This is a genomic window from Mycoplana dimorpha (genome assembly GCF_003046475.1).
Lineage (GTDB): Bacteria > Pseudomonadota > Alphaproteobacteria > Rhizobiales > Rhizobiaceae > Mycoplana > Mycoplana dimorpha.
Map to the genome: position 1 here is coordinate 160,092 of NZ_PZZZ01000007.1, position 13,794 is coordinate 173,885.

The 13,794-nt window shown below is 64.2% G+C and carries 12 protein-coding genes; 4 read left to right on the forward strand and 8 right to left on the reverse strand.

All coding sequences use genetic code 11. The annotated features are described in order from the left end of the window. Positions 1-173: 173 nt before the first annotated feature. Positions 174-1,760, forward strand: coding sequence for a trimethylamine methyltransferase family protein (locus C7449_RS17085; protein ID WP_108004109.1), 1,587 nt, complete (start codon positions 174-176; stop codon positions 1,758-1,760). A gap of 118 nt (positions 1,761-1,878) precedes the next feature. Here the strand turns inward: C7449_RS17085 and C7449_RS17090 are convergent, their stop codons facing one another. Both C7449_RS17090 and C7449_RS17095 read right to left on the reverse strand, forming a co-directional pair. Beyond that, on the reverse strand, positions 1,879-2,388 hold the full coding sequence (locus tag C7449_RS17090; protein WP_108004110.1) for a c-type cytochrome: 510 nt from the start codon (positions 2,386-2,388) through the stop codon (positions 1,879-1,881). A 126-nt stretch (positions 2,389-2,514) separates the two neighbouring features. Continuing rightward, positions 2,515-2,961, reverse strand: a complete 447-nt coding sequence (locus C7449_RS17095; protein WP_108004111.1) for a host attachment protein — start codon at positions 2,959-2,961, stop codon at positions 2,515-2,517. 421 nt (positions 2,962-3,382) lie between these two features. Between C7449_RS17095 and C7449_RS17100 the strand changes: the two genes are divergently transcribed. Then, positions 3,383-4,909 carry a DEAD/DEAH box helicase gene (locus tag C7449_RS17100; protein WP_108004112.1) on the forward strand — a complete coding sequence of 509 codons (1,527 nt, stop codon included), beginning with the start codon at positions 3,383-3,385 and terminating at the stop codon, positions 4,907-4,909. A gap of 69 nt (positions 4,910-4,978) precedes the next feature. Here C7449_RS17100 and C7449_RS17105 read toward each other — a convergent pair whose 3' ends face one another. Then, a complete protein-coding gene (locus C7449_RS17105) occupies positions 4,979-5,869 on the reverse strand; it encodes a DMT family transporter (protein ID WP_108004113.1) in 891 nt (296 codons plus the stop codon). 169 nt (positions 5,870-6,038) lie between these two features. Between C7449_RS17105 and C7449_RS17110 the strand changes: the two genes are divergently transcribed. Further along, positions 6,039-6,278: a type II toxin-antitoxin system Phd/YefM family antitoxin gene (locus tag C7449_RS17110; protein ID WP_108004114.1), complete on the forward strand. Its 240-nt coding sequence runs from the start codon at positions 6,039-6,041 to the stop codon at positions 6,276-6,278. Further along, positions 6,275-6,691 (forward strand): type II toxin-antitoxin system VapC family toxin, encoded by a 417-nt coding sequence (locus C7449_RS17115; protein WP_108004115.1) that lies wholly within the window; start codon positions 6,275-6,277, stop codon positions 6,689-6,691. The genes C7449_RS17110 and C7449_RS17115 overlap by 4 nt, the downstream gene beginning before the upstream one ends. Positions 6,692-6,793: 102 nt before the next feature. On the opposite strand, the gene araD is transcribed toward C7449_RS17115, so the two are convergent. From araD to chvE, 5 genes are all read right to left on the reverse strand, one after another. After that, positions 6,794-8,539, reverse strand: coding sequence for an L-arabinonate dehydratase (gene araD, locus C7449_RS17120; protein WP_108004116.1), 1,746 nt, complete (start codon positions 8,537-8,539; stop codon positions 6,794-6,796). Between the two features lie 219 nt (positions 8,540-8,758). Then, positions 8,759-9,754, reverse strand: a complete 996-nt coding sequence (araD1, locus tag C7449_RS17125) for an AraD1 family protein (protein ID WP_108004117.1) — start codon at positions 9,752-9,754, stop codon at positions 8,759-8,761. 108 nt (positions 9,755-9,862) lie between these two features. Further along, on the reverse strand, positions 9,863-11,071 hold the full coding sequence (gene mmsB, locus C7449_RS17130; protein WP_108004118.1) for a multiple monosaccharide ABC transporter permease: 1,209 nt from the start codon (positions 11,069-11,071) through the stop codon (positions 9,863-9,865). Then, the gene (gene mmsA / locus C7449_RS17135; protein ID WP_108004119.1) at positions 11,071-12,606 is read right to left on the reverse strand and encodes a multiple monosaccharide ABC transporter ATP-binding protein; all 1,536 of its coding nucleotides are present in this window, start codon (positions 12,604-12,606) and stop codon (positions 11,071-11,073) included. The genes mmsB and mmsA overlap by 1 nt, the downstream gene beginning before the upstream one ends. Before the next feature lie 113 nt (positions 12,607-12,719). Continuing rightward, positions 12,720-13,790: a multiple monosaccharide ABC transporter substrate-binding protein gene (chvE, locus tag C7449_RS17140; RefSeq protein WP_108004120.1), complete on the reverse strand. Its 1,071-nt coding sequence runs from the start codon at positions 13,788-13,790 to the stop codon at positions 12,720-12,722. Positions 13,791-13,794 lie beyond the last annotated feature (4 nt).

Below are 13,794 nucleotides of genomic sequence, written 5' to 3' on the forward strand. Positions count from 1 at the left end.
TTTTGAACAGATGGTTAAGAAAGCATTGCCGAGGCGTGCGCGGAGCCGCACCGATACACGCTTTAATTGTCGCCGCGCTTGTTTGTCGGCGCGGTTTGCTGTCGCAATTGACCGCTCATTCGCACTTGGCCCGTGGCACGATGCGATTGCGAATCCGCAAACCGGGACACACCATGGGTGACGTCGTAAATATCGGTCCGCACCTGGCACGGGCCTCAGAGGCTCCGACGGAGCGCCGCCGGCGCGCCGGCCGCAACGCAGAGCGCCTGCGCCAGTCGGCCGCGACGCCGAAGTATCTGAACCTCACCAATCCCGCGCCGAAGTCCGCCATCCTGTCCGAGGATGGCCTCGAAGCTATCCACCGGGCGTCGCTGACGGTACTCGAGGAGATCGGCATCGACGTGATCCTGCCGGAGGCCCGCGAACGGATGAAGGCGGCCGGGGCCGACGTAACGCCCGGCACCGACCGGGTACGCTTTGATCGCGGACTGATCGCCGAGATGCTGGCCTCCGTCCCGTCGCAATTCACGATGCACGCGCGCAATCCCTTGCGCAACGTGGCGATCGGGGCCGACAACGTCGTCTTCGCGCAAATCGCATCCGCTCCCTTCGTCGCCGATCGCGACGGCGGCCGGCGCGCCGGCAACCAGGAGGACTTCCGTAAGCTCCTGAAGCTGGCGCAGTCCTATGACGTCATCCATACCACGGGTGGCTACCCGGTCGAGCCGGTGGACCTGCACGCCTCGGTGCGGCATCTCGACTGCCTCTCCGACCTCGTGAAGCTGACCGACAAGGTGTTTCAAGTCCCCTCGCTCAGCGGTCGCCACATCGTCGATGGTCTCGAGATCGCCCGCATCGGCCGCGGCGTCACCGTGGAGCAGATGGAACGGGAGCCGTCGCTGTTCACCATCTGCAACACCTCCTCGCCGCTCCGCCTCGACGGGCCGATGCTGCAGGGCATCATCGAGATGTCCTCGCGCAACCAGGTGGTCGTGGTCACTCCCTATACCCTGGCGGGGGCCACGGCCCCGGTGACGCTCGCCGGCGCGCTGGTCCAGCAGAATGCCGAGGCGCTGTGCGGCATCGCCTTCACCCAGATGGTGCGCAAGGGCGCCCCCGTCATGTATGGCGGCTTCACGTCGAACGTGGATATTCGAACCGGCACCCCCGCCTTCGGCACGCCGGAATACATGAAGACCGTGATCGCCGGCGGCCAGCTCGCCCGCAAGTACGGCATTCCATACCGCAGCTCCAACACCAACGCCGCCAACTCGCTCGACGCCCAGGCCGCCTACGAATCGGCCTTTTCGCTTTGGGCCTTGACGCAAGGCGGCAGCAACTTTGTCATGCACGCGGCAGGCTGGAGCGAGGGCGGGCTTACCGCATCGTTCGAAAAGTTCATTCTCGACGTGGACATGCTGCAGATGGTGGCCGAGTTCCTCACGCCGCTGGATGTAAGCCCCGATGCGCTCGGGCTCGATGCGATGCGCGAGGTCGGCCCGGGGGGGCACTACTTCGTCACGCCGCACACGCTGGCCCGCAGCGCCAGCGCATTTTACTCGCCCATTTTGTCGGACTGGCGGAGCTACGACAGCTGGGCGGAGGCCGGTCGGCCGACCACCTACGACCATGCCAACCGGATCTACAAGGCAAAGCTCGAGGCCTATGTGCAGCCGCCGCTGGATCCGGCGATCAGCGAAGAACTCGACGCCTTCGTCGCCCGACGCAAGGCGGAAGGCGGGGCGCCGACGGAGCTCTGAACCGACGCCTTCCTGGAGCTAAGACCGTTCTCGGCGAAGACATGTGTTGAGCCAATGTCATAACGCACTGGCGCTGACCTGATAGTTCCGCGAAGTGCCTTGCCCGGCTGGCCCCGCTTCATTTGCCTGGGGCGGCCATGCCTTCGGGAAGCACGATCGTCAGCACCGGGAATGGTGGCTTCTCGCCCGGCCCAAGCGGTTCCGGCACCTCGTGGGAGACCGGCTCCATCGACTTAAGGAACCCTGCGATCGCCTTGACGTCGGCGGTGGTCAACTTGGCAAAGGCACGCCAGGGCATGATTTCGGCCAGCACCCGCCCATCCGGCCGCACCCCCGTCTGCAGGGCGTTGACGATCTCCTCTTCCGTCCACTTGCCGAGCCCGGTTTCGTCATCCGGCGTCAGGTTGGGCGGGACAAAGGTGCCGCTCGGCAGCTGGAAGCCGACATCGGAGCCGGATAGATAGCTCTCGGGCGTCGTCTTGCCGAAGAAATAGCCCGGCGAATGGCAGTCGTTGCAGCCGCCGAACTGTACCAGGTATTTTCCGCGCTCGACGGGCGTTTCAGCCGCGGCCAGCGCTGCTGGACAGAGGCAGACCATTGAAATGACCAGACCTTGCATCACGTGCATGGCGGCACCTCCCTGCGGATTCAGCAACAATAGCAAACGCCTCTCCGGCAGAACAACCGAGGCAAAGGGAGTATGACGTACGGGCTCGCCACCCAGGGGCGGCCGGTAATCCCTATCCGCACACGATCACTCGAACATGATCGACCGCACCGAGGCGACGAGCTTTTCGGTGGGAAGATTGGTGAAGTCCTTGTCGATCTCCGCCGTCGTCTTCTCGCGCGACTTGGCACCCAGCATGGCGCGGAGGTGCCCAAGCGTCTGCGGAGCGGCACAGACGATCAGCCGGTCGAACGCGTCGGCGCCGGCATAGCACTCGAGCTTCTCGGCGACCTCGGCGGTGAAGCGCTGCTGCTCGTCGCGCACCGGATCGCTGGTGTATTCCATCGCCGAGCGTCCAGGCCCATGCGAGGAATAGCTGCGCCCCGGCCGGTCGCTCATGATCTCCTGCGCCTTCTTCGGCTCGCTGCGGAATATCTCCTGCTCCGGGCTCCTCTGCCCATCCTTGAGGAAATTGACGCCCTTCAACAGGCGAGCCTGGTTGCCGTCGGCGGCGAGGATCCAGGTTTTCGTCATCGTCTTTCACTCCTTGGCAGTTTCCGGCTGCAGCACTCGTTGCCGCGGCCAGTGGCAACTCGATAGCGTGACATGCCTAGGCGCAACGCACGGTTCCTGCCCGGGGTTCCCCTCCCCGGACGGTAGCGCCAGATGCTGCACCTGCGAAAACTAGAGCTTGACTTTCCTGCCCAAAAAACCGACATGGGAACCTGCGTTGCCTTCCGGCCGCCGCGTGAGCGAGCCCTGCGATATCCCCGATTGGATCGCGGAAGAAGGATGCGCGCAAGTGAACTGTTCCGCCAGCGCGCGGAAGACTGCGCCAGACGCATATATCAACCACAAGTTCCCAGATCACGCGGGGTTCTTGACGCCAGACGAAACCGGATCGGCATGGTGCCTGTCCGGCTGACGCGTTTGGCGCCCCGAAAGGCATATTGACTTGACCACTTTTCACGACCTCGGCCTGTCGAAGAACGTCCTTGACGCGCTTGCTGCGCTCGGCTTCGACAAGCCCACCCCCATCCAGGAAAAGGCGATCCCGCTGGTACTCGCCGGCAACGACCTGATAGGCCTTGCCCAGACCGGCACCGGCAAGACGGCGGCCTTCGGCCTGCCGATGATCGAGCGCCTGCTCGCCGAGGGCCGCCGCCCCGATCCGCGCAACATCCGCGCCCTTATCCTCGCGCCGACGCGCGAGCTGGTGAACCAGATCGCCGACAACCTGCGCGATTTCGTCAAGAAGACGCCGCTGCGGGTCGTCACCGTCGTCGGCGGCGCCTCGATCAACAAGCAGTCGGAAATGCTGAGCCGCGGCACCGACATTCTCGTCGCCACCCCGGGCCGCCTGCTCGACCTGGTCGCCCGCAAGTCGGTGACGCTGACGCAGGGTCGCTATCTCGTCCTCGACGAGGCCGACCAGATGCTGGACCTCGGCTTCATCCATGACCTGCGCAAGATCTCGAAGCTGGTGCCGAAGAACCGCCAGACGCTGCTGTTCTCCGCCACCATGCCGAAGCTGATCGCAGAACTTGCCGGCGAATACCTTACCAACCCTTTGAAGGTCGAGGTGACGCCGCCCGGCAAGGCCGCCGACAAGGTGGAGCAATACGTCCACTTTGTGCCCGGCAAGGATCACAAGACGCAGATCCTCAAGCAGACCCTGACCGACAATCCGGACGGGCTGTCGCTGATCTTCTCGCGCACCAAGCACGGCGCCGAGAAGCTGATGAAGCATCTCGACCACGTCGGCTTCAAGGCCGCCTCCATCCACGGCAACAAGAGCCAGGGCCAGCGCGAGCGGGCGCTGAAGGCGTTCCGCGACGGCGAGATCCGCGTGCTGGTGGCGACCGACGTCGCCGCCCGCGGCATCGACATTCCGGGCGTCACCCACGTCTACAACTACGACCTGCCGGAAGTGCCGGACGCCTATGTCCACCGCATCGGTCGCACCGCCCGCAACGGCCGTGACGGTATTGCCATCGCGTTCTGCGCGCCGGACGACATCCGCCTGCTGCGCGACATTGAAAAGCTGATGGGCATTTCAATCGCGGTTGCCAGCGGCGAGGCTCCGGTCGATCTGCCCGGTCCGGGCGGAAAGTCGCGCAAGGGGCGCAATGGCGGCGGCCAGCGCAATGGCGGTCAGCAGCGCCAGCCCAGGCCGCAGGGCCAGGGCGCCCGCGGCGCCAACGGCCAGCAGCGCAATGGCGAGCGTCCTGCCCCCCGGGCCGATGGCCAGATCGTCGACCGTGGCTTCACCGACCGCCCGCAGAAGCGGCAGGAGCCGCGCCAGGAGCGCGGCGAACTCGCCGCCCATGACGGCGCGCCGAACCGGCACGCCCCCGGCCGTCCCGCCCAGAAGCAGGGCGATCATCGCAACCGCAACCACGGCGGCCGCAACGGGGCCAACAACGGCGGCAATCGCAGCCAGTCGCGCCGACCGAACGGCCAGCGGCGCGAGCACGCGTAACGTTTCTTTTCTTGTGAACACCAAATGGCGGGCCTCGGCCCGCCATTTTTGTATCTAACAGGTGGCCCGCTATTCGGCCGGCGCCGTATGCGCTTCCTTGCGATTGGCGAGATAGACGCCGATAACGACGATGCCCGTGCCGACGATCATCGGCGTCGTCAGTTCCTCTCCAAAGGCGATCGCCGCCTCGATCGCGGCGAGCGGCGGCACGAGATAGATGAGGGAGGCCGCGCGCGAGACCTGGCCTCTGCGGATCAGGTAGAGCAGAACCAGCACCGCCCCCATCGAGATGCCGAGCACCGACCAGCCGAGCAGGGCCAGGAACTCCCAGGACAGCCGGACCTCGAACGGCTCAAGCAGCAGGGCGAGCGGCACGGTCACGACCAGGGCTCCGAGATATTGCAGCGTGGCAATCGCGCGGATATCGCCGGTATGCAGGTGCTGCTTCTGGTAGATGGTGCCATAGGTCACCGAGGTCATTCCAAGGACGTTGACGAGAAGCGCAACGGTCGGGATATCCGTACCGCCAATCCCGGCAAATTTCGGAAAGATGGCGATCGCCACGCCGGCAAAGCCCAGCACGATCCCAACCTTCTGCATCGGCGACAGCCGCTCGCCGATCATATAGGGCGCCGTCAGCGCCGTCATCAGCGGCTGAAGCGCCGCGATGATGCCGGACAACGCTGCCGGCACGCCCTGCCCCACCGCCCACCAGACCGCCGCCAGGTAGAAGCCGTGCAGGAAGGCGCCGGAGACGACCGCATGGAGGATCGTTGCCCGGTCCTTCGGCCACCGCACCCCGGCGATCCGGCAGAACAAGGCAAACAGCACCGCCGCGACCGCATAGCGCACCGAGAGGAAGGTCAGCGGATCCGAATAGATGCCGCCGAACTTTGCCGCCACCCAGCCGGTCGACCAGAGCAGGACGAAGATGGCCGGAGCCAGACGGTCAAGGGACATGGGGGAACTCGGAATGTCTCGTATTGTCCCGGCTGTAACCGAAGCAACGTTCGTGCGTCAAAGGCAAAGCGCTGAAGCTTGCTTTGAGTTTAGTTCATCGGGGCCTCGGGCATTGCCGTTTCGTTAATTCTGCCCTAAATTTCTGGCCTGTTTGCACAGGGAGCGTAGCATGAAGATCGGCGCATTCGATGCGAAATCGCAGTTTTCCTCCCTGCTGGACCGTGCCGCGCGCGGCGAGGAAATCGTGATCACCAAGCATGGAAACGCGGTGGCGAGGCTGGTTGCCGTCGCCGGTACGGAAAGCACCGCGGCTACCAGAGCCTTTGCGGAACTGAAAGAACTCCGTCAAAAATCCACGTTGGGAGACGACGTATCCTGGAAGGACCTGCGCGATGAAGGCCGTCGATGAGCATCGTTATTGACGCGTCGATCGCGCTCTCATGGTGCTTCGAAGACGAGGCAAGCGAAGAGACAGATCGTATCGGCGAGGAAGTGGCGACGACGGGTGGCTTGGTCCCCTCGCTTTTTCATCTCGAAATCGGCAACGCCCTCCTCCAGGCCGAACGGCGAGGCAGAATCACTGCCGCGTCCGTTACGCAGCGCCTGGAATTGATCAGTCAGTTGCCGATCGAAATCGATCCTCAAACGGTCATGCGAGCGACGCGTGAAATTCTTGCGCTTGCAAGAGCCGAGAAATTGACGGTCTATGATGCTGCGTATTTGGAACTGGCGGCCCGGAGGGGTTCCGCCCTCGCCACCAGGGACCAGGCGCTTGCCACGGCTGCCATGAAGATAGGAGTGCCCGTCAGAGGCGGTGTTTGACCGGGCGCCTTGCCATGGGAATCTGGGGCCGGATCTCATCTCCTGTGGGCCGTGCGTATGGACCGAAAGCGGGATTGCAAGCCCGCTTTCAAGTTGGTCCGCTCAATGGCTGTCGCGGTCCATCGGAATGCGGTCGCCGCGCGCGCCGACGAGGAAGTCGAGATCGGCGCCAGTATCGGCCTGCATGACGGTCTTGACATAGAGGCCGCCATAGCCGCCGACCACCGGCTGCACCGGGTTGACCCAGGCGGCGCGGCGACGCTCCAGCTCCTCGTCCGAAACATCAAGACGGATGGAACGAGCGGGAACGTCGACCTCGATCATGTCACCGTTCTGAACCAGGGCCAGCGGGCCGCCATCGGCGGCTTCCGGCGCGGTGTGCAGGATGACCGTGCCGTAGGCCGTCCCGGACATGCGCGCGTCGGAAATGCGGATCATGTCGGTGATGCCCTTCTTCAGAACCTTCGGCGGCAGGCCCATGTTGCCGACCTCCGCCATGCCCGGATAACCCTTCGGCCCGCAATACTTCAGCACCATGATGCAGGTCTCGTCGATGTCGAGATCGTCGCGGTTGATGCGGGCGTGATAGTCCTCGATGCTTTCGAAGACGACGGCGCGGCCCTTGTGCTGCATCAGGTGCGGCGAGGCCGCCGACGGCTTCAGGACGCAGCCCTTCGGCGCGAGGTTGCCGCGCAGCACCGCGATGCCACCGGACTTGGTCAGCGCCTTGTCGCGCGGCACGATCACGTCGTCGTTATAGTTCACCGCGTCCTTGACGCCGTTCCAGAGCGTGTCGCCGGTGACGGTGATGGCATCCTTGTGCAAAAGCCCCATCTCGCCGACCGCCCTGATGACCACCGGCAGGCCGCCGGCATAGTAGAACTCTTCCATCAGGTACTTGCCGGACGGCTGCAGGTTGACGATCGTCGGCACGTCGCGGCCGAGCCGGTCCCAATCGTCGAGCGTCAGGTCGACGCCGACGCGGCCGGCGAGCGCCAGCAGGTGCAGAACGGCATTGGTCGAGCCGCCGACGGCGCCGTTGACGCGGATGGCGTTCTCAAAGGCTTGCCTAGTCAGGATGTCGGACGGCTTGAGGTCCTCCTTGACCATATCGACGATGCGCCGGCCGGACAATTGCGAGATCACCCGGCGGCGGGCGTCGACGGCGGGGATCGCCGCATTGCCGGGAAGCGTCATGCCGAGCGCCTCTGCCATCGACGCCATGGTCGAGGCGGTGCCCATCGTCATGCAGCTGCCGGCCGAGCGGGCCATGCCCTGCTCGGCATCCATGAATTCTTCCAGCGTCATCTCGCCGGACTTCACCATTTCCGAGAACTGCCAGACGGCGGTGCCCGAGCCGACATCCTTGCCGCGCCACTTGCCGTTCAGCATCGGCCCGCCGGAGACGAGGATCACCGGAATGTCGACGGAGGCCGCCCCCATCAGAAGGCTCGGCGTGGTCTTGTCGCAGCCGCCGAGCAGCACCACGCCGTCGACCGGGTTGCCGCGGATCGCCTCTTCCACGTCCATCGCCGCGAGATTGCGGAACATCATCGCCGTCGGCCGCAACGTGCTCTCGCCGCAGGAGAAGACCGGAAATTCGACGGGAAAGCCGCCGGCCTCGTAGACGCCGCGCTTCACCCGTTCGGCAAGATCACGCAGATGCGCGTTGCATGGCGTCAGCTCGGACCAGGTGTTGCAGATGCCGATGATCGGCCGCCCGTCGAACGTATCCGCCGGCAGCCCCTGGTTCTTCATCCAGGAGCGATGCATGATAGCGTTCTTGCCGGTTCCGCCGAACCAATCCTGTGAGCGCAGCTTGCGCGGCCATTCAGCTTTTTTCTTCATCTCGTCTGGTCCTTGCGAAAGACGCTCCGGCCAATGCCGGGGCACTTGGTCAGGCCGGCGTGCAGGCGGTCCTGACCTGGTACAGAATTCGTCAGCGCCTCGGCACGTCCCTGGCGTTGTCGTGCCGATCGATTTGGTCGGCGATCAAGGTCTGATGGATGGTCATGGGCAATGCCCTCCTGCCACTTGCCGGCGACCGCGGATGCGGGAAACGCCCAATTACAACTGCCTGACCTCGATCGTTTCTTCGTCAGCAATCGCGAGCGGATTGCGCAGCGGCAGACCGAAACCTTCGGCGCCGATCTCGAACACGTCGCCTGCCTGGGTGCGAATGCCGTCACCGAAGGACAGCGTCGCCGTTCCGAACATGTGCACATGCACCTCGCCCGGCTGGCGGAAGAGAGCGTACTTGAAGTGATGGTATTCCAGGTTGGCCAGGCTGTGGGACATGTTTGCCTCGCCGGACACGAACGGCTTTTCCCACAGCACCTGGCCGTCGCGCAGAATGCGCGAGAAGCCGCGGATGTCGTCGGGCGCTGCACCGATGCGGATCTCCGGGCCGAAGCTCGCCTGCCGCAGTTTGGAGTGGGCGAGCCAGAGGTAGTTCACCCGCTCGGTGACATGGTCGGAGAACTCGTTGGCGACGGCAAAGCCGAGGCGGAACGGCACGCCCTTCGACGAGATGACGTAGATGCCGGCGATCTCCGGCTCCTCGCCACCGTCGGCGGCGAAGGACGGGGAGGTCAGCGCTGCGCCGGGTGCGACCGCCTGCGTGCCGTTGCCCTTGTAGAACCACTCGGGCTGCACGCCCGTTTCGCCGGCCTTGGGCTTGCCGCCCTCCAGCCCCATGCGGAACATCTTCATCGAGTCGGTCAGGGTCTCCTCGGCCGCCTCGCCCGCCTTCTTGTGCATGGCGTCGCGGGTGGCGGCGGAGCCGAGATGGGTCAGGCCGGTGCCCGTCAGGTGCATGTGGGCCGAATCGGGATGGGTGATCGGCGAGAGCAGACGTCCCTCGGCATAGGCCGTCTCGAGGTTGACCGCCTCGCCCAGGCCATGCGCCTCGATCACCGCCTTCAGGCTGCGGCCGCTGTCGGCGGCTTCCATCGCCAGTGCATGCAGGCTTGCAGCCCCCTCGACGGCGCGACCGCCCTGCCCTTCCTCGCGCACGACCACGGTGATCGAGCCGTCGGCGTTCTTCAACTGTGATACCAGCATTGTCCATTTCCTTGCACTACGGCGGCTGCGCTCTTGCTGCAACGCCGCCCCGGTCGTGGTTGTCACCGCGCCAGCATGGTTGCTGCCTCGACCAAGGGCTCCGAGATGTCAGCCCTTGTTCTTGTTGTAGACGTCGAAGAATACGGCGGCGAGCAGCACCAGGCCCTTGATCAGCTGCTGGTAGTCGATGCCGATGCCCATGATCGACATGCCGTTGTTCATCACGCCCATGATGAAGGCGCCGATCACAGCGCCGGTGATCTTGCCGACGCCGCCAGACGCCGAAGCCCCGCCGATGAAGCAGGCGGCGATCACGTCGAGTTCGAAGCCGACGCCCGCCTTCGGGGTCGCCGAATTGAGGCGGGCGGCGATGATCATGCCGGCGAGTGCTGCAAGCACGCCCATGTTGGCAAAGCAGTAGAAGGTCAGCCGCTCGGTGTTGATGCCCGACAGCTTCGCCGCCTTCTCGTTGCCGCCCATCGCGTAGATCCGCCGGCCGATGGTCGAGCGGGTCGTGAGGAACGAATAGGCGGCGATCAGCACGCCCATGACGATCAGCACGTTCGGCAGGCCGCGATAGGTGGCGAGCTGGTAGCCGATGAAGAGCGCGACGATGCCGATGATCGCCATCTGGATGACGAAGAACACGTAGGGCTCGTTCTCGGTGCCGTGCTCCTCGTTGATCCGGCGGTTGCGCAGCCCGGCATGGATCGCAAAAGCCACCAGCCCCAGCACGGCGACGAGGGCGACCATGTTCTTGATCGTATCGGGCGCCGGATTGAGGAAGGAGAGGAAATCCGGAACGAAGCCGGTCGAAAGCAGCTGGAATTCCTTCGGGAACGGCCCGATCGGCCGGCCGCCGAGCACCACATAGGTCATGCCGCGGAAGACCAGCATGCCGGCCAGCGTGACGATGAAGGCCGGGATCTTCTGGTAGGCGATCCAGTAGCCCTGGGCCGCGCCCATGATCCCCCCGACGATGAGACAGGCGGGGATGACGAGGATGGCGGGAATCCCCCATTTCACCAGCATGATCGCCGATATCGCGCCGATGAACGCGACGATCGAACCCACCGACAGGTCGATGTGGCCGGCGACGATGATCAGCAGCATCCCCAGCGCCATGATGACGATGAAGGAGTTCTGCAGCACCAGGTTGGTGAGGTTGACGGGGCGGAACAGCACCCCATTGGTGACGATCTGGAAGAACACCATGATGACGACGAGCGCCACGAGAAGCCCGTATTCGCGGATGTTCTTCCGAAGGTAGTCCCCGATCGACGGTTTGATGGTTTGAGCGCTGGTATCGGCGACCATTAGTGTTTCCCCCCGGAGCGCATGATGGCGCGCATGATCGATTCCTGGCTTGCTTCCTCCCTGGAAAGCTCCGCGACGATGCGCCCTTCATTCATGACATAGATGCGGTCGCAGGTTCCGAGCAGCTCCGGCATCTCCGACGAGATCATCAGGATGCCTTTGCCCTCGGCTGCAAGCTGGTTGATGATGGTATAGATCTCGAACTTGGCGCCGACGTCGATGCCGCGCGTCGGCTCGTCCAGGATCAGCACCTCGGGATTGGTGAACAGCCACTTCGACAGCACGACCTTCTGCTGGTTGCCGCCGGACAGATTGACCGCTTCCTGGTAGATCGAGTGCGAGCGGATGCGCAGCTTCGACCGATAGCCGGTGGCGACCTTCGCTTCCTTGTGGTCGTCGATGATGCCGCTGTTCGAGACCCCCTCGAGGTTTGAAAGCGTGGTGTTCTCCTTGATGGTGTTGATGAGCACCAGACCGAGCTGCTTGCGGTCCTCGGTGACGTAGGCCAGGCCCGCATCGATTGCTTTGGGGATCGTGCTGACGTCGACAGGCTTGCCGCGCATCCTGACTTCGCCGCTGATCCTGTGGCCCCAGGATTTCCCGAAAATGCTCATCGCCGTTTCGGTGCGGCCTGCTCCCATCAGTCCGGCGATGCCGACGACCTCGCCGGCGCGGACGTTGAGATTGACGTCGTAGAGGAACTGCCGGTCGCGATGCTGCTGGTGGAAGACGTTCCAGTTCTTCACCTCCAGCAACGTCTCGCCGATCTTCGGCTCGCGGGGCGGATAGCGGTCCTCCATGTCGCGGCCGACCATGCCCTTGATGATCCGGTCCTCGCTGATGTCCTCCTCGTGACAATCGAGCGTCTCGACCGTGCCGCCGTCGCGCAGGATGGTGATCTTGTCCGCGACCTTCCTGATCTCGTTCAGCTTGTGCGAGATGATGATCGAGGTCATGCCCTGCTTGCGGAATTCCATCAGAAGCCTCAGCAACGCGTCCGAATCGGTCTCGTTGAGCGAGGCGGTCGGCTCGTCGAGGATCAGCAGCCGCACCTTCTTCGACAGGGCCTTGGCGATTTCGACGAGCTGCTGCTTGCCGACGCCGATGTCGGTGATCAGCGTTGCGGGGGATTCGGTCAGGCCGACCTTCTTAAGAAGCTCGCGGGTGCGGGCGAAGGTCTGCGGCCACTGGATCACGCCGTTCGTGGCGATCTCGTTGCCGAGGAAGATGTTCTCCGCGATCGACAGCAGCGGCACGAGTGCCAACTCCTGGTGGATGATGATGATCCCGAGGCGCTCGCTGTCGGAAATCGTCGAGAAGCGGCGCAACTCGCCGTCGTAGTGGATCTCGCCCTCGTAGGTTCCGGCCGGATAGACGCCGCTCAACACCTTCATCAGCGTCGACTTGCCGGCGCCGTTCTCGCCGACCAGCGCGTGGATTTCCCCTTCGCGCACCTTGAAGCTGACATCGTCGAGCGCCTTGACGCCCGGAAACGTCTTGGTGATGCTCCGCATCTCGAGAATGATGTTGTCCATGATCGGCATTCCAGCGGCATCTGCGAACGACGGCGGCTGAGGCGACGAGAACTGCAGCCGGCCCGTCGGGATCGAAGGCCCGCGACGGAGCGCGGGCCCATAAGTCGCTTCGATCAGTTGTCGATCTGGTCTTCCGTGTAATAGCCCGAGCCGACGAGGATTTCCTTGGCGTTGGACTTGTCGACGGCCACCGGCTTCAGCAGGTACGACGGCACGACCTTGACGCCATTGTCATAGGTCTTGGTATCGTTCACTTCCGGCTCTCCGCCATCCATCACCGCATTGACCATGCCGACGGTGACCTTTGCGAGCTCGCGCGTGTCCTTGAAGACGGTCGAGTTCTGCTCGTCGGCGAGGATCGACTTGACCGACGGCAATTCGGCATCCTGGCCGGTGACGATCGGCATCTTCTGGTCGCCCGAGCCGTAGCCGACGCCCTTCAGGGCGGAGAGGATACCGATGGAGAGACCGTCATAGGGCGACAGGACGCCGTGGACCTGCGCATCGGTGTAGGTCGAGGACAGCAGGTTCTCCATGCGGGCCTGGGCGACCGCGCCGTCCCAGCGCAGCGTGCCGACCTGGTCCATGCCCTGCTGGCCGGACTTGATGACGATGTCGCCGCTGTCGATGAGCGGCTGCAGAACGGACATCGCGCCGTCATAGAAGAAGAAGGCGTTGTTGTCGTCCGGCGAGCCGCCGAACAGCTCGACGTTCCACGGCTTGACGTCGCCGAAGTTCGCCTTGAGGCCGTCAACCAGTGCGGTGGCCTGCAGGACGCCGACCTGGAAGTTGTCGAAGGTGGCGTAGTAGTCGACATTGCCGGAATCGCGGATCAGCCGGTCGTAGGCGATGACCTTGACGCCGGCATCGTGCGCCTTGGCCAGGATGTCGGAGAGCGTGGTGCCGTCGATGGCGGCGATCACCAGCACCTTGGCGCCCTTGGTGACCATGTTCTCGATCTGGGCGAGCTGGTTGGGAATGTCGTCGTCGGCGAACTGCAGGTCCGGCGCGTAGCCGGCCTCGGCGAAAAGCTTCTCCATCGTCTCGCCGTCGGAAATCCAGCGGGTCGAGGTCTTGGTCGGCATGGAAATGCCGACGGTGCCCTTGTCCTGGGCAAATGCGGGCATGGCGAAGGACGCCGCGCTGATGGCAGCCGCTGCGAGAAGCGAGGTGATCAATTTCATTGGC